The organism is Klebsiella sp. JN_Kp122 (genome assembly GCF_040062085.1).
Lineage (GTDB): Bacteria > Pseudomonadota > Gammaproteobacteria > Enterobacterales > Enterobacteriaceae > Klebsiella > Klebsiella aerogenes.
On sequence record NZ_JBEAHW010000048.1, the window covers coordinates 103,340 to 124,744 of the forward strand.

General features: G+C 51.6%; 20 protein-coding genes and 3 tRNA genes. 14 read left to right on the forward strand and 9 right to left on the reverse strand.

Going from position 1 to position 21,405, the window contains the following annotated elements:
* Positions 1–2 precede the first annotated feature (2 nt).
* Entirely contained in the window at positions 3–944 is a 942-nt protein-coding gene (locus tag ABLU78_RS22965) for a sugar phosphate isomerase/epimerase (protein ID WP_048228995.1), read from the forward strand.
* A 115-nt stretch (positions 945–1,059) separates the two neighbouring features.
* The gene (locus ABLU78_RS22970; protein WP_048228992.1) at positions 1,060–2,061 is read left to right on the forward strand and encodes a LacI family DNA-binding transcriptional regulator; all 1,002 of its coding nucleotides are present in this window, start codon (positions 1,060–1,062) and stop codon (positions 2,059–2,061) included.
* 3 nt (positions 2,062–2,064) lie between these two features.
* On the opposite strand, the gene ABLU78_RS22975 is transcribed toward ABLU78_RS22970, so the two are convergent.
* Positions 2,065–2,805 carry a lipoate--protein ligase A gene (locus tag ABLU78_RS22975; protein WP_048228989.1) on the reverse strand — a complete coding sequence of 247 codons (741 nt, stop codon included), beginning with the start codon at positions 2,803–2,805 and terminating at the stop codon, positions 2,065–2,067.
* Positions 2,806–2,818: 13 nt separating this feature from the next.
* Positions 2,819–4,138: a shikimate transporter gene (gene shiA, locus ABLU78_RS22980; protein ID WP_032711963.1), complete on the reverse strand. Its 1,320-nt coding sequence runs from the start codon at positions 4,136–4,138 to the stop codon at positions 2,819–2,821.
* 286 nt (positions 4,139–4,424) lie between these two features.
* On the opposite strand from shiA, the gene ABLU78_RS22985 reads away from it, so the two are divergent.
* From ABLU78_RS22985 to ABLU78_RS23000, 4 genes are all read left to right on the forward strand, one after another.
* Positions 4,425–4,922, forward strand: a complete 498-nt coding sequence (locus ABLU78_RS22985) for a molybdopterin-dependent oxidoreductase (protein WP_048229313.1) — start codon at positions 4,425–4,427, stop codon at positions 4,920–4,922.
* A 10-nt stretch (positions 4,923–4,932) separates the two neighbouring features.
* Entirely contained in the window at positions 4,933–6,849 is a 1,917-nt protein-coding gene (locus ABLU78_RS22990; RefSeq protein ID WP_015706014.1) for an EAL domain-containing protein, read from the forward strand.
* A 213-nt stretch (positions 6,850–7,062) separates the two neighbouring features.
* Positions 7,063–7,395: a DUF1971 domain-containing protein gene (locus ABLU78_RS22995; RefSeq protein WP_015706013.1), complete on the forward strand. Its 333-nt coding sequence runs from the start codon at positions 7,063–7,065 to the stop codon at positions 7,393–7,395.
* A 9-nt stretch (positions 7,396–7,404) separates the two neighbouring features.
* Positions 7,405–7,743, forward strand: a complete 339-nt coding sequence (locus ABLU78_RS23000; protein ID WP_048228986.1) for a DUF1869 domain-containing protein — start codon at positions 7,405–7,407, stop codon at positions 7,741–7,743.
* A 48-nt stretch (positions 7,744–7,791) separates the two neighbouring features.
* On the opposite strand, the gene ABLU78_RS23005 is transcribed toward ABLU78_RS23000, so the two are convergent.
* A complete protein-coding gene (locus ABLU78_RS23005) occupies positions 7,792–8,682 on the reverse strand; it encodes a LysR substrate-binding domain-containing protein (RefSeq protein WP_048228985.1) in 891 nt (296 codons plus the stop codon).
* Between the two features lie 131 nt (positions 8,683–8,813).
* Here ABLU78_RS23005 and ABLU78_RS23010 point away from each other — a divergent pair, with 131 nt between their 5' ends.
* Positions 8,814–9,401, forward strand: coding sequence for a hypothetical protein (locus tag ABLU78_RS23010; protein ID WP_048228983.1), 588 nt, complete (start codon positions 8,814–8,816; stop codon positions 9,399–9,401).
* 92 nt (positions 9,402–9,493) lie between these two features.
* Here the strand turns inward: ABLU78_RS23010 and ABLU78_RS23015 are convergent.
* Positions 9,494–9,569 (reverse strand) — tRNA-Asn (locus ABLU78_RS23015).
* Between the two features lie 201 nt (positions 9,570–9,770).
* Positions 9,771–9,846, reverse strand: a tRNA-Asn gene (locus ABLU78_RS23020).
* Between the two features lie 193 nt (positions 9,847–10,039).
* Between ABLU78_RS23020 and ABLU78_RS23025 the strand changes: the two genes are divergently transcribed.
* The gene (locus tag ABLU78_RS23025) at positions 10,040–11,479 is read left to right on the forward strand and encodes an EmmdR/YeeO family multidrug/toxin efflux MATE transporter (RefSeq protein WP_015365870.1); all 1,440 of its coding nucleotides are present in this window, start codon (positions 10,040–10,042) and stop codon (positions 11,477–11,479) included.
* 123 nt (positions 11,480–11,602) lie between these two features.
* Positions 11,603–11,678 (forward strand) — tRNA-Asn (locus tag ABLU78_RS23030).
* A 151-nt stretch (positions 11,679–11,829) separates the two neighbouring features.
* On the opposite strand, the gene ABLU78_RS23035 is transcribed toward ABLU78_RS23030, so the two are convergent.
* Positions 11,830–13,320: a PLP-dependent aminotransferase family protein gene (locus ABLU78_RS23035; RefSeq protein WP_223575817.1), complete on the reverse strand. Its 1,491-nt coding sequence runs from the start codon at positions 13,318–13,320 to the stop codon at positions 11,830–11,832.
* 68 nt (positions 13,321–13,388) lie between these two features.
* On the opposite strand from ABLU78_RS23035, the gene ABLU78_RS23040 reads away from it, so the two are divergent.
* The 4 genes from ABLU78_RS23040 (at position 13,389) to ABLU78_RS23055 (ending at position 16,516) form a co-directional block, all read left to right on the forward strand.
* Entirely contained in the window at positions 13,389–14,537 is a 1,149-nt protein-coding gene (locus tag ABLU78_RS23040; RefSeq protein WP_048228981.1) for a hypothetical protein, read from the forward strand.
* Between the two features lie 52 nt (positions 14,538–14,589).
* Entirely contained in the window at positions 14,590–14,802 is a 213-nt protein-coding gene (locus ABLU78_RS23045; protein ID WP_224404375.1) for a 2Fe-2S iron-sulfur cluster-binding protein, read from the forward strand.
* An 82-nt stretch (positions 14,803–14,884) separates the two neighbouring features.
* On the forward strand, positions 14,885–16,129 hold the full coding sequence (locus ABLU78_RS23050) for a biotin carboxylase (protein WP_048228980.1): 1,245 nt from the start codon (positions 14,885–14,887) through the stop codon (positions 16,127–16,129).
* 15 nt (positions 16,130–16,144) lie between these two features.
* The gene (locus tag ABLU78_RS23055) at positions 16,145–16,516 is read left to right on the forward strand and encodes an MFS transporter (protein ID WP_045389785.1); all 372 of its coding nucleotides are present in this window, start codon (positions 16,145–16,147) and stop codon (positions 16,514–16,516) included.
* A 452-nt stretch (positions 16,517–16,968) separates the two neighbouring features.
* On the opposite strand, the gene ABLU78_RS23060 is transcribed toward ABLU78_RS23055, so the two are convergent.
* On the reverse strand, positions 16,969–18,423 hold the full coding sequence (locus ABLU78_RS23060; RefSeq protein WP_048228978.1) for an AMP nucleosidase: 1,455 nt from the start codon (positions 18,421–18,423) through the stop codon (positions 16,969–16,971).
* 128 nt (positions 18,424–18,551) lie between these two features.
* Positions 18,552–18,791, reverse strand: a complete 240-nt coding sequence (locus tag ABLU78_RS23065) for a histidine kinase (protein WP_071647701.1) — start codon at positions 18,789–18,791, stop codon at positions 18,552–18,554.
* 157 nt (positions 18,792–18,948) lie between these two features.
* Between ABLU78_RS23065 and ABLU78_RS23070 the strand changes: the two genes are divergently transcribed.
* Positions 18,949–20,517 carry an alpha/beta hydrolase gene (locus ABLU78_RS23070; RefSeq protein WP_171824348.1) on the forward strand — a complete coding sequence of 523 codons (1,569 nt, stop codon included), beginning with the start codon at positions 18,949–18,951 and terminating at the stop codon, positions 20,515–20,517.
* Here ABLU78_RS23070 and ABLU78_RS23075 read toward each other — a convergent pair.
* Entirely contained in the window at positions 20,428–21,360 is a 933-nt protein-coding gene (locus ABLU78_RS23075; protein WP_020078391.1) for a nucleoside recognition domain-containing protein, read from the reverse strand. The genes ABLU78_RS23070 and ABLU78_RS23075 overlap by 90 nt on opposite strands.
* Positions 21,361–21,405: the final 45 nt, after the last annotated feature.

Genomic DNA, 21,405 nt, shown 5'->3' on the forward strand with positions numbered 1-21,405 from the left:
AAATGAAACTGGCACTCTGTACCGATGTTCTTGCCGAGCTGAGTTTTGTGCAAATGCTCGATCGCGTGAAGCAATATGGCATTAGCGGTGTTGAAATGACCGCCGGCGGCTGGTCGCCCTGTCCGCATGTTGCCACCGATGAACTGCTGGCTTCCCCATCGAAGCTGGCGGCGTTCCGCGGCGAGCTGGAGAAGCGCGATATGCGAATCGTGGCGCTGAACTGCTCGGGTAACCCGCTGGCGCCGGGCGCATTAGGCGAGAAACACACCACCAGCAGCTATAAAACCCTGGAGCTGGCGGGCAAGCTGGGAGTCAAGAAAATCGTCATGATGAGCGGCCTGCCGGGTGGTTGTGCAGAAGATAAAATTCCCAACTGGATCACATCGACGGTCTCCTGGCCGGACTATATGCCGGGGGTTATCGACTACCAGTGGAATCAGGTGGCAATCCCCTGGTGGCAGAACTTCGCCCGCCATGCCGCCGAACACGGCGTGGAGCAAATTGCGCTAGAGGAGTTCCCGAGTCAGCTGGTTTATAACCCCTCCACGTTGCTGCGCCTGCGGCAGGCGGTGGGCGGTATTATTGGTATGAACCTCGATCCGTCCCATCTGATCGCCATGGGCGCAGACCCGATCGCCGCGGTGCGTAAGCTGGAAGGGGTGATCTATCATGTCCATGGCAAAGATGCGCGCATTGAGCGCGGGCTGGCTGAGGTTGATGGTCTGCTGGAATATAAGCCGGTAACCGACACCAAAAACCGCACCTGGAATTATGTTGCCGTCGGCTGCGGCCAGGATCTGCAGTGGTGGAAAACCTTTTTCTCGGGGCTGCGCATGACCGGTTACAACGGCGATGTTTCGCTGGAAATGGAAGATTTGACGATGAGTGTTGAGGCGGGTTTGCGGACCTCGATTGATGCGCTCAACGCCTCGCTGAGTCAGTAAGTACGGGTCGCGCCCTCTGTAGGGGGAGGGCGCGGCGCGTTTTTAGTTGAGTGGATTCTAACTTGCTGTATTTTACGGTCTATGGATGTCATTCATCAGGACCGTTGAATCGAGTATGTGCGCCACTAAACGACAGAAAGCGACCGCTAGCGATGTTGCCTTATTAGCTGGGGTTTCAAAATGGACGGTATCCCGTGCGTTTACCCCCGGGGCTTCTATTCAGCCCAATACCCGGGAGGCGGTGATGAAAGCGGCCAAAACGCTTGGCTATCGGCCCAATTTGTTGGCCCGCAGTCTGACGCAAAAGCGCACCCATATTATCGGCGTGGCGGTTGATGAACTGCGTAACCCCAATATGGTGCTGCTCCTCAATGAAGTGACCCGCCAACTGCAAAGCCGTGGCTACATGGCGCTGCTGATTAACGTTTCCGAACAACAAAATAACCGCATGGCGATGTCGCTGGCCTATCAACTGCAGGTCGACGGCATTCTGTTTATGGCAACAGTACTGACACCGGAGCTTATCGCCATTGCCACTGAAATCCATCGCGTACCGCTAGTGCAGATTGGCCGTAATACCGATCATCCCGATATCCAGGTTGTTAATATTGATGGCGCGGAAGCCGGAAGGGAGATCGGTGAACTGCTGCTGACGCAGGGGCACCGTTCGTTTGGTTATCTGAAAGGGCCGGATACCGCATCCCGCCATCTGAGGCGTAAAGAGGGCTACGAGATGGCTCTGGAGCAGGCCGGTTACGCGCTGAACTGTGAGTTAATTGCCGGGGAATATTTACGCCATCGGGGCTACGAAGCACTATGCGCCTATCTTGATGAGACGCCCGTTGCGCAGCGCGTAACCGCGCTGTTTTGTGAAAACGACATTCTGGCGATCGGCGCTCTGCAGGCGTTACGTGAACGCGGCGTGACCATGAGCATCGTCGGATTCGACAATATCGAAGAGGCATCGGCGCCGGAATGGCAGCTCACTACCTACGATCAGCGGCGCGAGCGGTTGGTGGAAGAGGGTCTGAACCGGCTTATTGATGGCGTTATTGGCGATCCGGAAAGCTGGCGACGCGGCGAGCTGGTGGTGCGCCAGTCTCATCGCCGCGGGTAAGACTCAGGGCAACTTGCATAGCTGTTCGGCCAGCGCCTGACGAAATCGCGAGGTAAGTTCCGCTGCGCCCGGTAGCTGTTCCGCGAGCGTAATCGTTTTGTCCGCGCGGTAGACCTTACCGCTGCCGAGCAGCGCCTCGATATCATTGGCCGCCTGATGCGCGGCCTGCAGATCGGCATCCAGTAATATCACGGCGTGAGCCAAGACGATGTGACCCTGGCTTTCGGCTACGGGCCGCCAGTATTGAGCGGTACCGGCAATCTTGCGCGCGTTTTCTCCCTCACCGCAGGCCAGATTATAGCGGCCGTCGCAAAAAGAACCGCTGACGGCCTGAAAATGGCTTTCGACGCCAAGAGTCGAAAGCGTGCGTTGCAATATTCCACATAACAACAGATAGATGGGTTCGGCGGCCTCGCCTAATGGCTGGATTACCGGCCAGGCAAGACTCAGGTTGAGGATCCCCGGTCCCTGCGGCACCAGCCCGCCTCCGGATCGACGCATCCACACCGGCCAGCCACGGGCGGCAAAAGATTCACTGACGGTGGCCAGATTGGCGAATTTCCGGTAACTGCCGGGAACCACGAACCCTTGCGGCGCCTGCCAGAGTTGAGCGACGGCTTCGCCGCGGCGCGCGCGCTCGAACAGAGGCTGTTCGGCAAGCGTGGGATCATCGCAACGGACAATCGGTAATCCGCCGGTATTGAAGCGGATGGGCAAACAGCCTGCGTTATGTGGTTCGCGCATAAAGCCTCCCTTTTTATGCCGGATGGCGGGTTTTCATCAACATCGCCGTAACGGCGGAGAGCAGGCAGCCGACCGTCAGATAAATCGCCACGCTATGCCATGACCCGCCAGAGAAGGTGACCAGCGCGGCGGCGATAAATGGCGTAAAACCTCCGCCGACCACGCTGGCCACCTGGTAGCCTACGCCTGCGCCGCTGTAACGATAGCTGGCGCCAAACATTTCGGTAAACATCGGCTGCTGTACGCAGACCACCATATCATGGGCGATGTTGGCCAGCATCAGGGCAAAAAACAGGATCCAGAACAGCGAGTGCTGCTCCAGCGCCATAAAGAAGGGGAAGCCGCTTAATGTTCCGATCAGCGCCCCGGTAATATAGATACGACGGCGGCCAAACCTATCCGCCAGCCACGCAAAGCAGGGAATGGTAATACAGCTAATACCGCCCACCAGCAACCCAATATTGAGGAACAGTTCACGCGGCAGGCCGAGATTTTGTGTCGAGTAGTTGAGGGCGAAGGCGGTCACGATGTACATCGTTAACAGTTCACACAGGCGCAGGGCGATGATCAATAAGAAGGCGCCGGGATGGCGCGCCAACGCTTCCAGTACCGGCAGGCGTTTTTTCACCGCGGCTGGCGTTTTCTGCAGCTGTTGTTCAAATTCTGCCGACTCGCTCATGCCGTTGCGGATCCACAATGCCCCCAGTACCAGCACTACGCTAAACAGGAATGGCAGGCGCCAGCCCCAGCTAAGGAACTGCTCATCGGTGGTGAAACTGCTGATAAGCGATACCAGCCCAGTAGAGAGTAACAGACCGACGCCATAACCCACCTGCACGCCGCTGCTATAGAACGCCTTTTTGTTTTTTGGCGCGCTTTCAACCGACAGCAATGCCGCGCCGCCCCATTCGCCGCCGACGGCGAAGCCCTGCACTGCGCGTAAAATAACCAACAAAACCGGCGCCCACCAGCCAATCTGGTTAAAGGAAGGCAGTAGGCCGATGCAGGCGGTGGCGATCCCCATCATCCACACGGTCATCATCAGCATGCGCTTACGGCCTAAACGGTCGCCGAAATGGCCGAAGATAATGCCGCCGAGCGGGCGGAAGAGGAAGCCGACGCCGAAGGTCGCGAAGGCTGCGAGCGTGCCCATCGCCGGGCCAATTTGTGGGAAAAATTCGCGGTTGAACACCAGTGCGGCGGTAATGCCGTACAACAGAAAATCGTACCAGTCGACGACGGCGCCGGCAAAGCTTCCCCATGCCGCACGACGAGCGCGATGAAGAGAAGCAACCCCCTTGCCGGAGTCGGGAGAAATAAGCGTTGAGTCCATGCCTGTCCTGTTTGTTGTTAACTTGTTATTATTTGAATGAGACGCTTTCTTATCTTTGCGCCGTTAGGAGATTACCGCGCATAAGCGCAGCTGAAAAGTTTTTTACCAGCATGAAAGACAATAAAGTAAAAAATGTCTAAATCGAACATTTAATTTCCACCACTGGCGTGGGTTAACTGTTGACCATAACTACTATTTTATTTTTGTGGTCCTACTGGGACAGCTTTTAAGAATTCACGTAAATGGTTTACAATTACTATCTCCAACGCTGGATATGGTGGGTGATATGCGTCTAATTTTTGCAGTTTTATTATATGTTTTGGTTTTACCCAATGCTTTCGCAGAAAAACTGCCTGCGCCAACAGGTAAACCCGTTTTAACCATTTCAGGAAAGATTACCAATACAAACGAAGGTGATACCGCCGTATTTGACATTGCCGCGCTAGAAAAATTGGGCAATGAGACAGTGATCACCACCACTCCGTGGTATTCAGGGAAAGTGCGCTTTGATGGTATTTCACTTAGCAAACTTATGGACTTAGTGGGCGCGCAAGGTAAGACGGCGAAGGTGATGGCCCTTAACGATTATACCACTGAGGTACCAGTGGAGGATTTTCATAAATTCCCGGTGATCCTGGCGCTGAAGATGAATGGTGAATATATGCGCATTCGTGACAAAGGGCCTCTTTTTATTGTTTATCCCTACGATAGTAGCGCGGAGTTACAGAACCAAATCTATTATTCCCGCTCGGCATGGCAGGTTTCAAAGATTATAATTGAGTAAGGCTCTGATCTTGAATCGAATACTCACTGCCATTATTTTGTCGCTTTTTATCGTCACCGGATACATTACCTATCTGGTGCATGAGCGGCAGAGTGAGCTGCAAAAATTAACCCGTTATACCGACTCGTGGTCTGTGTCTCAGATGGTCTCCGAATACATGCGTCTCGAGGCTCGTTTAAGTGCCCTGGCGCTGAACGTGAAGGGGACCGACCGCGATGAGGTACGCCTGCGCCTGGAAATAATGATGAGTCAGATCGAGCTGCTGCAACAGGGCGATCTTGGCCAGTTCATCAGAAAAAGCGAGCAGCGGCAGGCAACGGTGACCAGTCTGATTCAGATCCTCGATCAACTCGATCGGCAACTGGACACCATGACGCCTGAGCAGATGGTGACTCTGCTGCATACCATGAGTAAGTTAGATGGTCCGATGACCTCACTGGCCTCCATGACCCTGGCGCAGGACTTTGATGTCGTTAATCTTACGCACGATAAGATTCAGCATCTCTATTACATCTATTCGGTGATTTCAATCTTGCTGATTACGATGTGTATCACTCTTGGGCTATTGATGCTTCGGCAAAATAACAACTTGCGCCGCGCTCATGTGCGCATGAAATTGCTCGCGAATGATTTGCAGCTATCGAAAGAGAAACTGCAGGTACAGAACCGCCGGTTGCAATATGATGCTTATCACGATTCGTTAACAGGCATGCCTAATCGCCTCTCTTTCTGGCAGAGGCTACAGGAAGTCGTCAATCATGTGAAACCTTATCATGGTTGCGCAGTGGTTATGTTGTTCGACCTGGATAATTTTAAAGATGTTAACGATACCCTGGGGCATGATGCTGGTGACAAACTGCTGCAGGAGCTCGCCAGCCGCCTGTCGTTCTTCCGTAAAACATCAGAGACGCTGTACCGGCTTGGCGGCGACGAATTTGCCCTGGTATCGCAGGATCTGAGCGAAGAAATGGCGCTGGAGCGGGCGGATGTGATCCGCGAGAAAATCAGCCAGCCGTACCAGATCTACGATTCATTAATTAACATCGGGGCTTGCATTGGCATCGTAATCTCCGATGCTGAAAGCCGCACTGATTACTTATACAAATGTGCCGATCTGGCGTTGTATGAAGCGAAAAAATCCGGTGCGGGACATGTGGAGATTTTCCGTCCCGGCATGTTGCAACGTTTACAGGACAACAAATCCTTTGAGGACGATCTGCTGCATGCGCTGGAAAATGACCAGTTCAAGGTTTACTACCAGCCGATCGCCGACACGGTGTCGCGTGAAATTTATGGTTACGAAGCGCTGGTTCGCTGGTTTCATCCGCTGCGGGGCATGGTACCGCCTACGGAATTTATCCCGGTGGCGGAGAAAACCGGCCTGATTAACCAACTTGGCGAGTGGGTGCTGAAGACCGCCTGTGAGGAAGCGGCCCGCTGGGAGCAACCACTGAAAGTTTCGGTTAACGTCTCACCGATTCAACTTATCAATACCTCACTCACAGACACGGTGGTTGCGGTGCTAAAGAAGACGGGCCTCGACCCGCGGCGCCTTGATCTTGAGATTACGGAATCTGATGTATTTAACGAAAATACGCGCTCGCTGGAGATCCTCAGCCAGTTACGCGAGCAGGGGATTCAGATTTCGATTGACGATTTTGGCACCGGGTATTCGTCATTGTCACGGTTAAGTTATTTCCCCTTTGATAAGATCAAAATTGATCGCTCGTTTGTGGTCAATATACCTATGCAAAAAGATGACCTCGATATTGTGCGCCTGATCATCAGTATGGGGAAAAGCTTACATATGCGCATTGTCGCCGAAGGTGTTGAAACCGAGGAACAATTAACCTCGCTGCAACAATTGGGTTGCGATCTCGTTCAGGGCTATTTAATTGGCAAGCCGGGGCAGTTAAATAACAACTGAAACAAGATAATCCTCAGTCTTTAAACTGGCGCCGGTGAACTATCACTGGCGCTTTTTTATATTTTAAATAACGATAATCCGTAATGGGTATAAATAGTGGTAGGTAAAATAGATTCGAAAAAATAATACCTTAGCAATTGAAAGGGGTATATGATATGCAATATATCGTTCCATTCGCGGCGCTATTTCACGGCGCGGAAAGAGAGGCAAATCATGCAACGAATCATTATACCTACCCATTATGTTCAGACCCGTTCCACCCCCATGTGGACCAAAGAGACCGCGCCCGCGTCCATCTGGAAGCGCCATCTTGATGCCGGTACGCGACAGGGCGTCTACCCGCGTTTATCGGTGATGCAGGGCGCAATACGCTATTATGGTTATGCCGATGAAACGAGCCCAGACCCTGTTGAAACGATGACTATTGAAGCGGGGCAGTTTGGTGTCTTTCCTCCGGAAAAATGGCACTGCATTGAGGCATTAACTGACGATACTGTATTTAATGTCGATTTTTACGTCGACCCTAAAATTCTGATTGAGGGATAAGTTGAGTCTATGAACAGTGAAAATAAAGGTTACTCATTAGCGATAGTCAATAACAACAATAATGAAAAACGAGAGAAAACTTATCTCAAGCCGATGGCGCTTTATGTCCCTGATATCGCGGTTCAGGCAGTAGCGGAATTGCTTCACGATCTTTCAACCGATAACGCACAGGGCAAAGGGTTCAGCCTGATGGTGACGAACAATAATAACGGTGTATCGGTAGATAAAGATTTTGCTGCAATCGAGGCGCTTCAGGATCCACTGCATGCCGCTGATGCGGTGAAAGAGCTCATCAATATTGTGCGCGGTTATGAGTCTGACGAAGAGACTAACGTCTGCGGTTGGTAAAAATTCAGTCAGGCAGATATCGTCCGATATCTGCCTCTATCTCTGGTTTCAACTCATCGCTATCTGCTGCAGTAACCAGTCCCGCAAGGCGCTGATATCGGCGCGCTGGGCTAACTCTTGTGTCGCCACCAGATAATAGTTTGCTCCCGGTAAGAACATTTCAAATGGCGCCGTTAATACCCCGCGTTGCAACAGATCGCGCGCCAGCAGTTCGCTGGCAATCACCACGCCTTGTCCCGCCACCGCCGCCTGTAGCGCATGCGTCTCGTCGCTGAAGGTTAACCCTGCGTCGATATTCAGCTGCGGTGGTCCGTAGCGGCGTTGCCAGTTCTCCCAGCCCGGCGAATCTGCCGGAACGTGACGATGTTCAACGTGGAACAGGGTCGCGTGATGCAAATCCTCCAGCCGTGTAATACCCAGCGCGGGGCTGGCGACGACGATAAATCGGTCTTCATGTAGCAAGGTACAGTGCAGTTCGCGCTCCGGCGTTTCACGATAGCGAATCGCGACATCCACGCTGCGCTGGTTGAGATCCACCCGTTCGACGCTGGTATGTAGCCGCAGGTCAATGGCGGGGAATTTCGCTTTAAATGCTGCCAGTCTCGGTACCAGCCAGTGAGTCAGAAAGTTGGAAGTCGTGGTGACGGTGAGCGACGGCGGCTGGTGTGAGCGAACAATTTGCGCGGTAGCCACTTCCAGCGCGCTAAAGGCGCGCTGGGTTCCGACATAGAGAATTTCGCCGCTTTCGGTAAGGCTGACGCCAAGGGCATTGCGTTCACAGACCCGGCACTCCAGCACAGATTCCAGCAGCTTGATTTGATGACTTACTGCGGTAGCGCTCACCCCGAGCATATCGGCGGCGCGTTTAAAACTGCGGCAGCGGGCAACGGCATGAAAGGCGCGTAGCGCGCCCAGCGGGGGGAGACGGTTTTTTCTCATGGCTGAGTTTTTCTCATCTATGGCTGAAATCTATGCGTTTGTGTGGGTAATTATACAGGCGCTAGTCTACTGAAATGTGAAATAAGAGCTGAATTTAATTCATCATCGTTTGAGAATGTCAGGAGTGAAAAATGAGTATTTTCCTGCACCCGCGTGCTGCGGTAGCGACATCCGGTGCTGAACCGCGTGCGCAAGCTATCGCGCTAAGCAGCTTATTCGCGGCAGGCGCGCTGTTATTGAGCATTTCCGCCATCATCGGCGCTATCGCCAGTTTGGCGTTGCTATTGGCGCTGGCGGGAGCTTTTGCTGTTGGCTATGCAATCGGGCGTTGGCAGCCGTGGCCAGCGCATTATAGCGTGACAATATCGTGTTATGCCTTTGTGCTGTCCGCTATAGGTTGGTTGCTGGTTCTGGTGATATGGAATAGCGAACACGGTTGGCTGGAGCTCATTCCGGGAATCGTCTTTGGTGGATTAGGGCTGGGCATTGTCTGGCAAACCCATGCGGCAGAAAGAGGTTTTTTGGGGATGATGCCGAACATCCCGACGATAGCGAGTATCGTTTTTATTACCCTGGCGATTCTGCTAACCAATCACTATGCCGATTCAGGAAAGGGAGGCTTTGTCTACGCTCTGGCGGTGCTGGCGGATCTGGCGTTGCTGGGTGCGGTGCTGGTGAAAATCAGGCTGCAGGATGAGCACAGCATCAAATACGAATGATCGAACGCGTAGATAATTTCTGAATAGAGATAGATTGAAAGTATTGCGATAAGAAAGCAAAAAGCCTGCTCGTAAGCAGGCTTTTCTGAATCTGGCTCCTCTGACTGGACTCGAACCAGTGACATACGGATTAACAGTCCGCCGTTCTACCGACTGAACTACAGAGGAATCGTGTGAACGGGGCGCATGTTAGCGAGTGTGTTACGGGATGTCAAAGGAGAATACGTCTTTTGCGATCGTTCGCTGGTAAATTCAGCAGTAGCGGTGATTTTATTACTTTTTAAACGAAAATTTGAGCGAATTCAGAGGGATGAAAAGCTAAAGTTGTGGAAATAAAAAAGCCTGCTCGTAAGCAGGCTTTTTTGAATCTGGCTCCTCTGACTGGACTCGAACCAGTGACATACGGATTAACAGTCCGCCGTTCTACCGACTGAACTACAGAGGAATCGTGTGGAGTGGTATCTTAGCGGCGAAAAAATTTTTGTCAAACATCAATTCAACTGCAGCGTCACGCCTGCCGCATCTATCAACAATTTGTCGTATTTGCCGACAATTTACCAGGAAAAATACTTTGCAGGATTAGCATTTCTCAATCATCATTTGAAATGTTGTTTCAACTCTTCTCACTAAGGTCTCCCTTGAACGTCACTTCAGCAGTACGCCAGGCCGTAGCGCGCACGTCCTGGTTTAAAAAGCGCAAGAGCTATCGTGTGCTCTACTGGCGTGAAATCAGTCCCCTTGCCGTACCGATCCTGCTGGAAAACGCCTGCGTATTATTGATGGGCGTGCTGAGTACTTTCCTTGTAAGCTGGCTCGGCAAAGAAGCGATGGCCGGGGTGGGCCTGGCCGACAGCTTTAATATGGTCATCATGTCGTTCTTTGCCGCGATTGATCTTGGCACCACCGTGGTAGTGGCCTTCAGCCTCGGCAAGCGCGACAGAAAACGGGCGAGGGCGGCTGCGCGGCAATCGCTGGCGATCATGACCTTGTTCTCAATCGTGCTGGCGGCGGTTATTCACGCCTTTGGCCAGCAGATTATCGATATCGTTGCCGGCGACGCCACGGTTCAGGTTAAAGCGCTGGCCCTAACCTATCTCGAACTGACCGTGCTGAGCTATCCAGCGGCTGCCATTGCCTTAATTGGTAGCGGCGCGCTTCGCGGCGCGGGGACCACCAAAATACCGCTGTTGATTAACGGCGGGATGAATATTCTCAATATTATTATCAGCAGTATCCTGATTTACGGCATCTTCTCCTGGCCGGGGCTCGGCTTTGTCGGCGCCGGGTTGGGGCTGACTATTGCCCGCTATATTGGCGCGTTGGCAACCATTTGGGTATTGATGACAGGTTTTAACCCGGCGCTGCGTATTTCGCTGAAGAGTTACTTTAAGCCGTTTAACTTTGCCATTATCTGGGAGGTGATGGGTATTGGTATCCCGGCGAGCATCGAATCGGTACTGTTTAACGGCGGCAAGCTGCTGACGCAGATGTTTGTTGCCGGTATGGGGACCAACGTCATCGCCGGGAACTTTATTGCCTTCTCGGTGGCTTCGTTAATTAACCTGCCGGGTAACGCGCTGGGATCGGCTTCTACCATTATTACCGGTAAACGGCTGGGGAAAGGGCAGGTTGGTCAGGCGGAACGTCAGGCCTGGTTCGTGTTCTGGCTGTCGACTATTATTCTGACGCTTATTGCCTGGGGCACCGCGCCGTTCGCTGGCCTGATCGCTTCGTTCTACACCAGCGAAGAAGACGTAAAAGTGGTGGTTAAAGAGTTATTGTGGCTCAATGCCCTGTTTATGCCAATTTGGTCGCTCTCCTGGACCTTGCCCTGCGCCTTTAAAGGCGCGCGCGACGTGCGTTACACCATGTGGGTGTCGATGCTGGGTATGTGGGGCTGCCGGGTGGTAGCTGGCTATACGCTGGGGATTATGCTGGGCATGGGCGTCATCGGCGTCTGGCTGGGTATGGTGCTCGACTGGGCGGTGCGTGGCCTGTTGTTCTATCGCCGGATGATCACCGGGCGTTGGTTGTGGAAGTACCCGCGATTAAAGGCTCGGCTGGAAGAAAAGTCATGAATATACTGGATAAGTGTTACTTTTTAGACGAAGTGAAGAATAAATCGGCAAACGAACACCATTATAAAAAACATCTTTGACATGGCTGAGCGTGGTCGCTAATATTCGCCCCGTTCACACGATTCCTCTGTAGTTCAGTCGGTAGAACGGCGGACTGTTAATCCGTATGTCACTGGTTCGAGTCCAGTCAGAGGAGCCAAATTCAGTACTTCATGAAGTCACGCTTCGTGAAGTTATCAAAAAGCCTGATGATGCTAATGTATCATCAGGCTTTTTTGTTTTACTGGTCAGATGGGGTCAGCCTAAGGTATTGAGACAAACCACATAGTCAGGTTTGTCTCAGCAAGGGATTAGGGTTTTAGTAACCGGGTAACCAGCGCGGCAACTTTATCATTGTGGCTATGGGCGATATTAAAGCGCATATAGCGTAGCCCTTCTGCTTTTTGACAAAACAGCGTACCTGGCGCCAGAGCCAGACCCTGCGCTAATGCTCTTTCAGCCAGCGTTTCACTATCGATATGTTCAGGCAATTCAGCCCATAAAAACAACCCGTAAGAATGGACGACCGGGAAACGACAACCTGCTTCCTGAAGCCAGCTTTTTACCCGCGAGGAGACGTCACTCAAATTACCAATAAGCCGGCGCTGATGGCGATTATAGCTACCGTCACGGAAGAATTGATGTAATGTCTGCTCGGTAAATTCACAGGTGACGCCGCCAGTCTGCTGTTTTAGCTGTACTAATTTTTCAGCCAGCAATGGGTTCGTTGCAATATAGGCAACCCGCATATTGGCGCTCAGCAATTTTGAGAAGCCGGATATATAACTGGCATTAGTGAGCCCGGCAAGCGCCGACATTGGCTTGGTTGCCGGTTCCATCAGGTCATGATACAGGTCATCTTCAATGAGATGACAATCGTAGCGGTTTAATACGGTGATTAAAGCAAACATCTCTTCCAGACTATAACTTTGCCCGGTGGGGTTGTGCATTAGTCCGGAGGTGAGATAAGCCCTGGGCCGGGACTCTTTTAATAAGGTTTCAAGCTCATCAATATCAACCCCTGTATGGCCGCGAGGGATAAAGACAACATTGGCCTGATGCTGACTCAGACTGGCGCGAAAATTGAAATAGCAAGGGTCGTCAATCAGCACGGTATCGCCAGGTTTGATCAGAATACGGAACAGCATGTCGATGGCATTCATGGTGCTATTCGCCATAATAATCTGCTCAACCGGTACGCTAATTCCCGCCTCATTCATTTTCATCTGCAGTGTTTTTCTCAATGGAAGGTATCCTCGTGGATTACCGTACTCAGAAAATTTTAGCTGCGGTTTGCGGATAATTTGGCGTAGCGCTTTACGGAAAAACTCAGTATCCAACCACTCTTCAGGCAAAAAACCGCATCCAGGACGAAGAATATCGCTACTTTTTGCAAAAGCGTGTTTCAGTCTTGAATGCAGATCGGGGCTGACTAACGAAAGAGGCTTGTCGGCGTCAATCTCAGTCGTTTGCCGTGCATGGCTGACAAAATATCCTCTTCCCTGAATAGAGGTGATCAGTCCTCTGGCACGCAAACGTTCCAGTGCTTCCACAACGGTAAATTTACTGGTTTCAACCTGGTCGCAGAATTCCCTCAGGGAAGGTAAACGACTGCCTGGTAATAATTGGCCGCCGATGATTGCCGCGCTGATAAAATCAACAATCTGGGTGACTTTGGCAGTGCCATTCACCAGTTGTAGTTGGGATAAGCTAAAAATGGGGCTACCTCTGATACTTGCCTTGACTCTTCGAACTGTACCGGAGATTTTACCTGTAAGGAAAGCGAATATTTCGCTAAACATTCTATGAACAGTACTACTCTAACGCGATATATCTTTAGCCCATCAATTGTGGTTCTGAAGATGAGTGTATGACAGCGGCAAAAAATAACTTTTATTTATTATTTATCAAAAAGTTGGGAACGTCTTCCGCCCAGCTATTGTTACTACGGATGGTCTCTGCAATTGCCCTGTTTTCCCTGCTCGGGCAGGCCAATGTTTGGTTAGACACGGCCAGTAATGCCTTACTGGCTTTTGGTTATCGGTTTCTGTTGATATTGACCCCATTGACGCTAGGTCTGTTTGGTCAACGTGCATTAATAGTTACTCTGTCGGTGTCGCTGCTGGGAATAGTATTATTAGCACTAAATGTTGCAACGGGCGTCAATTGGCTGGCGGTGGTCCTCTTTAGCTATGGTGTCGCCGTGCTGGGTTATATCGTGAAGAATGATGCGGCCAGAACCCCGGCAGGAGCGGCTAATAATAAAATTATGCTTAATCTCGGCAGTCTGTGTGCCGGGTTATTATTACTCTATCCGCACTGGAGTCCATTATTATTTTATATTGTAATTGCTGCTTTATTGCTCGTTTGTTTACCAACCGCACGCCATTTTAGTTTATCAAGTGACCTGACGGCGCAGACGCTACTGACGAAGAACTTTGCCAAATCTGGAAAGTTGAAATGGGTATTAGCAGGGATTGTTACTGGGGTTAAATTATTTGCGGTATTCTCTATCCTGCCGCAGGAAATTCTGGTTCATCGACAGACTCTACCAGCCTGGTATGGCATGATGATCATCTTTAACAGCGCAATTGTTGCATTAATACAGATACCATTAATGGCGCTTATTAATCGCAGTGGCGATAAAGCAATGCTGATGTCGATAGTGATTATACTTCTTGGTTTGATCGTTTTGGCAGTACCTGGCATTTTCCATGTTTATACTTTTTGGGGAGCAGCGGTATGGCTAACAATACTATCAATTGCTGAATGTGCATTGAGTTATATTGACTATTGTGCAGCGCAAGAAAATTCTCTGTTAATAAAAGAGTTGTCCGTCAGTCTTGGCGCAGGATTAACGGTTCTGGTTATGCGTTATTTTCCGGTGGCGATTAACACAGAAGTGCTTTCTTTAATTTCTATTGTCGCGTTATTACTTTGGCTGTGGAAATATAAGTACTCATCAAATAAATTCTATAAGGAAAATATAGATGCCGTCAGTGATGTTTGTGAAAAGTGAAACTGAATTCACTTTCAGGGATGTGGTGAGCCTTTTAGAATGCAGGGAGAACATGAGGTTTGGTTGTAAAACTGGAAACTGTGGGTTGTGTCGAGTCAAGGTATTATCAGGGATGGAGAATATCACGGGCAAGACTTTAAAAGAGAAACGTTTATTCAAATTGCTTGGTATAGAAGATCAAACGGTGCGGCTGGCGTGCCAGTGCAAAATCAGGATGTCTCCTCGCGCGGCACAATTTCTTACTCACCGACAACCTCGCCATTGAGTGGTGTGGTCTTTGGCGAGCAAACGAAAATCGCAAGAATCATTGAGTCAATTTTTAATACCTGCACAGTGGAAGCCTTATCATGAATACGCCATGCTTTATTGTCGTTGGATATAATAACGTCAGAATTTATGATGTTGCTAAAATTCGCGTTGAGGCACAAAAATATTTTGACGCCAAAGTTGTATTAATTACTGAGAAAAAAACAGCAAGCGATGAGCAATTTGCTGATCTGGTGATTGAAACAACGCTTGAAGTTACACAACTCCCGGCCTCAGCGGATGTCGTTCATCAATATCTGGCAACCGAATCACTTTCTCCCATCGGTATTTTACCATTTTCCGATCGAGGTGTTCCTTTGGGGGCGCTGCTGGCGCAAAAGAACAGACTACCCGGCGCGCTGCCAGAACAAGCAAAAGCAGGGCTGGATAAGCAAATATTCCGTCAACTGGATACCAGGGCTTCATTCCATCCCGCCGGTTATCGGACGGTAACCAGCCAGCCGGTAACATCATTGAATGAACTTAAAGATCTGGTCGATTCGTTAGGCGGTAAGGCGTTTATCAAGCCAGCGAAGGAGGGCAATAGCCGCGGGTGCCAGGTGATTGAGTATATTGAGCAATGCGAGTCTATCTGGGCTTCACTGGCGCCTTATCGCGAAGCAGGGATCCTGGTGGAATCTCTTATCGAAAATGCGAAAGAATTTAGTTGGGATAGTGTGGCGGGTAAGCAGTGGATCACGGAAAAGCATACTACTGAAGGCCACTACCGTGCGGAGTATCAACAGGTGGTGCCTGCCTGTTTGACCCCGGCGGATGAAATACTGCTGCGTTCTGCAGGCGAACATATGCGTGAACTGGTGTCGTCGTCGAATGGCGCCTGGCATAACGAAATATTTTTACTTCCCGGCGCGACGGCCGCTGTTGAAACCAATATGCGCCCTGCCGGTATGCATATTTGGGATCTGGCGATGTTGAGCTTTGAAAATTTCAATCCATGGCTGCTGTGGCTATGTTGGGCTGCGGAGGGTAAATATACGGCTGAGCCGCTCAAACAGAACTATTACTCTGGTATCCGCATGCTTCGGGCCCGCGTATCAGGAACCTTGCAGGCATTACCAGATGTTGAGCAATTGGCATTGCAGGCGGGTATTACGCTTCATGAAGCCAGCTTTTCAGCCAAAATCGGCGACATCCTTAATGGCGAAATTAAGACGAATGCCGATTTTATTGGCCATATCATTTTGCGCGATAGTAGCCATGAGCAGTTACTCAATTCATTAGAGACGCTGGCGACGGCTATTGAGTCTGCCGCTGAAATTAGCTAAGCGCGTGGAGCACAAATGAAATCCTCTTTTATCTGCCACGATAAACGTAGTCTGAACTATTTGCTGTCGTTGTTCATATTCAGCCTCGGCAGCTTTATTATCAATCCTTACTATGCCATTTATGTGTCAGATAATTTAGGTTATGGCGTGGCATTTGCCGGTGTGTTGGTCTCAATTAAAGTCATTTCACAGCGCGTTTTCGCTTTATTTGGCGGCAGCATGGCTGATATTTTTCCTGCCGTTTATGCCGCCCTTGCCGGGGTGGGGGTGCGCGCGCTGTCGTTTGCGCTTCTGGATTTGAATGCGAATCATGAGATCCTGCTCGTTTCTGCGGTGATGAATGGTATTGGCGGGGCGCCGGTCGCTGATAGTCGAGCTCTCGGCTAGCCTGTTTAATCCAGCGTTATTCCCCGTTTTTGCCCTGCAATTTTTCTTTATGTATTTTTACTCTCATATTGAGTACCTGTTGCCAATATTTATCACCCACCAGTATAGCGAGTATTTTGTTAGCGTGGTTTTCTTCGTTAATACCTTGTTCGTTATTTTCGCACAGACGGTATTTAGCCGTATTTTTAATGAATTACGTGCCGGTATTGCATGGGGCGCGATGGCGCTATTTCACTGGTGGCGGCTGGCGGGTTATTTGCGGCCAACGCCATCAACAGCGTCATACTCGAGTACTTTAATTTTGCAGCTGTCTGGCTGGTGAATTCGGTAATCGCCGCAGCCCTGGGGGGCTTCTCATTGTATCGATATTATTTATCCCGAACGCTGGCTTATTCTCGCTAGATTTGCGGTATACCCGCTTTGCATGATGCCATACAAAGCGGGTGGGCGGATTAACGGAACGGCGGTTCGTTGAAGGTACGCAGCTTGCGGGAGTGCATATGGTCGCCCTCGGCGCGCAGCAGATCGATGGCGCGGATCCCTATCTGCAGATGCTCGGAAATTGCCCCTTCGTAGAAGCGGTTCGCTTGTCCCGGTAGCTTAATCTCGCCATGCAGCGGCTTATCGGAAACGCACAGCAGCGTGCCGTAAGGTACGCGGAAACGGTAGCCCTGCGCGGCGATGGTGGCGCTTTCCATATCGATGGCTACCGCCCGGCTAAGGTTAAAGCGCAGCGCCGAGGCGGAATAACGCAATTCCCAGTTGCGATCATCGGTGGTCACCACCGTACCGGTACGCAGACGTTGTTTGACCTCTTCCCCCGGCATGCCGCTAACCTGTTTAGTGGCGTCATACAGCGCGCGCTGCACTTCGGCGATACTCGGGATGGGAATATCCGGCGGCAGCACCGCATCCAGTACGTGGTCGTCACGTAAATAGGCATGCGCCAGTACATAGTCGCCTATCGACTGGCTCTCACGCAGACCGCCACAGTGACCAATCATCAGCCAGACGTCAGGGCGCAGCACCGCGAGATGATCGCAAATATTTTTGGCATTGGCCGGGCCGACGCCGATGTTGATCAATGTAATGCCCTGACCGTCGTTAGTGATCAGGTGCCAGGCCGGCATCTGGTGTTTTTTCCATGCCAGATCGGAAATCGCCTCTTCCGGTGCCTCCGTGTCGGCGGTGATCCAAATCCCGCCCGCACAGGAGAGGGCAATGTACGGGCTATCCGGATCGAGGATCTGGCTACAGCCCCAACTGACGAATTCATCGACGTAACGCGTGTAGTTGGTAAACAAGACATACGGCTGGAAGTGTTCAACCGGCGTGCCGGTGTAGTGCTTCAGGCGTGCCAGTGAAAAATCGACGCGGCGGGCGTCAAAATGCGACAGCGGATAATACTCGGTGGCGTGGAACAGACCATCGGCGGTTTCATCGCCAATTTGTGACAGTTCGGTGGTCGGAAAATAACGCGTTAATCCGGCGCTCATCGAGCGATCCAGCGTCAGCGCAGAGCCATCAATCACGTAAGGGAAGGGAATTTCGTGCTGCGAATTGCCGACGCTAATATGCGCGCTGTAATCCTGATACAGCAGAGTTAATTGTTCCAGCAGATAAGCGCGAAAGAGTTTTGGATTGGTAATGGTGGTGGTGTAGCAGCCTGCATGGGTGAATCGCCCCCAGGCTCGGGTTTTTAAGGCTTTGTGCTCGGCGCCATCCCACGAGACAGACAATTGAGGATAGACGAATAAGCCTTCAGCACGGGCTATTTCATCAGGAAGAATATTGTGGTGAATGTACTCGCCAATGGCCTTACGCAACGCGTTAACCGCTCTTTCATACTGCGCTTCCAACTGGGAAAGCGCCTGCTCCGGGGTCAGACTGACGGCCTTCTGGTTCATCATTCGCTCCTTGTTTCAGGTCTGCTGATACTGACGATAGTATGCTACAGCGTGAAAATGGCGAAGGAAAATTACTGTCCCGGATAAATATTCAAACTCGTTGATAATAAAAGCTTAGCCACCCAGGATCAGGCTGTCTGTGCCCAACGTTCGGCGCTAAAATTACTTGCGCTTATCACTCTTAATGTCGCCGCGCCGTTATTGTTGATGTAATAAAGCGCATTAGGGCCAGGCGTTAACTTGTCGCCTTCCTGCAGTCTGCATCGGCTTTCGATTTCAGCAATCACCACGAACTGACCGCTCTGTAGAACCACGCAAGTCGTTGCTGTAGAGGAATTTTTCCGTACTTTCTTTACCCACCACTCCATGTTTTCACCCAGGCTTGTTACACTCAGAATGATAATTGCCGTGTTATCGTTTTAAAGACAACTGAAACTACCCATTGGTTTAATTTACGTTTAGCTGACGTTGTTAAATCTTAACTCGGCGATGCAGCGGGACAGGCAAATAACACCTATGGCTTTGATGCGATTTAACAAGATTCTGAATCAATCTGGATTAAGGATAGTCTCGCTGGCGAAAAAAGCGCTGGTCGCCGCCGCTATTGTTGTGGTGGTGTTTTTCATCGGACGAATCTATGAATCGGAACGCGGCCCCGCGTTGCAGCGCTGGCATACCTGGTCTGGGGATGAGATGACCGCCGGTGAAATCGACCGCGCCAGCTTTGCCAGCTATCTCAAGCGGGAAGATGAAATATTTGCTGATTTGCGGCGTGAGGTCAGTGACCAGCTATCAGCCGCTGACAAAACGCCGCTAAATCGCTTTTATCGCGACAGCCTGGTCTACCCACAACGCTTTACGCCAGACTGGAATCGCTCCTTTATCCTACTGCCATCCGGCAAACCGCGTGGGGCGGTGGTGTTGCTGCATGGATTAACTGACTCTCCCTACAGCGTGCGCTATCTGGCGGAAGAGTATCAACGGCAAGGTTTTGTCGCGGTGGCGCCGCGCTTACCCGGCCACGGTACCGCGCCTGGCGCATTAACCCACGTTGATTGGCAACAGTGGCTGGCGACAACTCGCCTGGCGGTACGAGAAGCGACGCGACTTGCCGGTGGGGATGTGCCGCTGCATCTGGTGGGATATTCTAACGGCGGCGCGCTGGCGTTGAAGTATGCGCTTGATGAACTGACCGATAAATCGCTGGTCAGGCCGCAGCAGATTATTCTACTTTCGCCGATGATTGGCGTCACCGCTTTCGCCCGTTTCGCCGGGCTGGCTGGCCTGCCTTCGGTGTTTCCCGCCTTTGCGCGCGCGGCGTGGCTAAACGTCATTCCGGAGTTTAACCCTTATAAGTACAATTCATTTCCGGTAAAGGCAGCGCGCCAGTCGTGGCTGCTGACCCAGGCCTTACAAAAACAGATTATCCAGGCGGCGCAGAGCCAGCGGCTAACTTCTATCGCGCCGGTGTTAACCTTTCAGTCGGTGATTGATTCTACGGTCAGTACTCGGGCAGTGGTTGATTCGTTATACCGCTATTTGCCGGACAACGGCAGCGAACTGGTGATTTTCGATATTAATCAGGCGGCGAACCTGCGGGCGCTGTTTCGCCCGGCGACTTATTCGGCGGTGAATACCTTGTTACCTCCGGCGCCGCGTCCGTACTCCACGACGATCGTGACGAATGCGACTCAGCACACCCTCGATACCGTCGCGCGCCTGACGCTGGCGGGGCAAACCGCCGAGAGAACCCAGGCGCTGCATTTGTCCTGGCCGCAGGATATGTACTCGCTTTCGCATATCGCGGTGCCGTTCCCCATCACCGATTCGCTGTATGGCCGCGAGCCGACGGAGAAAAACCTTAGCGGTATTAGTCTTGGCACCATTTCGCTACGCGGCGAGACCGCAACGCTGAGCGTCGGTCTTGATACGTTAATGCGCGCCACCTCTAACCCGTTTTTCCCCTACCTGCTGCAGCGGATTAATCAGCGTCTACCGTTGGGCTCAGAACACCAGGATGTGCAATACCGTCCGCAGCGCAATACCGATGAGGGCGGCAGGGGCGACGAAGCGGAAAAGACGCACAAATCTTGAGCTGACGCCAAGGAAAATGCCGATGCCGGGTAGGTCGAAGGTCTGGATGAGCAGCCCCGCGGAGGCGTTAATCTGGCTGAGCGTCACTTTTCCCTGCTGCGCCAGCTCGGAGATAACCCCAAAATAGGCGGTACCGCCAGCCACACATTTCACCAGCGCGGGCAGAACGAAGTTTTCCGGGATATGTAGCCATTGCAGCAGCGGCATCAGCACGCGCTGCAGCATTTCGATGACGCCAGCCGCCTGCATCAGGCCGACGATGGTCAAAGATAAAATCAGCATCGGCACGGCGCCAAGCGCCAGGCGGATAGCGTCGGCGCCGGCGCTATTGATCACCGCAATCAGCCCGTGATTATTTTGTTCACTTTCCGGGAGCACTTCTGCCCGGCTGCTCTCGACAATGGATAACTTACGCCCGGTGGCGTACCAGCAGACCGCTGCGGCGCAGAGTCCACCGACAATAGAAATGGTGATTGCGGCCAGCCAGTGCAGGCCGAACGGCGTTAAGGGGTAGAAAACGTTGCCCTGGCCCATGGCGAACACCATCGCCAGGGTGGCGGCCATTTGTCGGTCGGAAACACCACGTTTATCCATAATCGCCAGCGTGGCGAGCGGGGCGGCAAAACTCACAAAATTTATCTGAATCAGCGCGAAGGCGCTCATGCCGGTCAACCCAAAGGGTTTTAGCAGCGGCGCCAGCCAGCGCACGATGATGTCGAGAATTCCGCGGACTTCGAGATATTTCATTATGATCAGCATGACGACCATAATGGGTAATAAGGTATAAAGCGCTACGTCGACGGAGGATTTCCCCGCTGACATAATGATGCCGATGACATCCATTTATCTATCACTGTATGCAGGTCAAATAGTTCGCGCCATCATAAT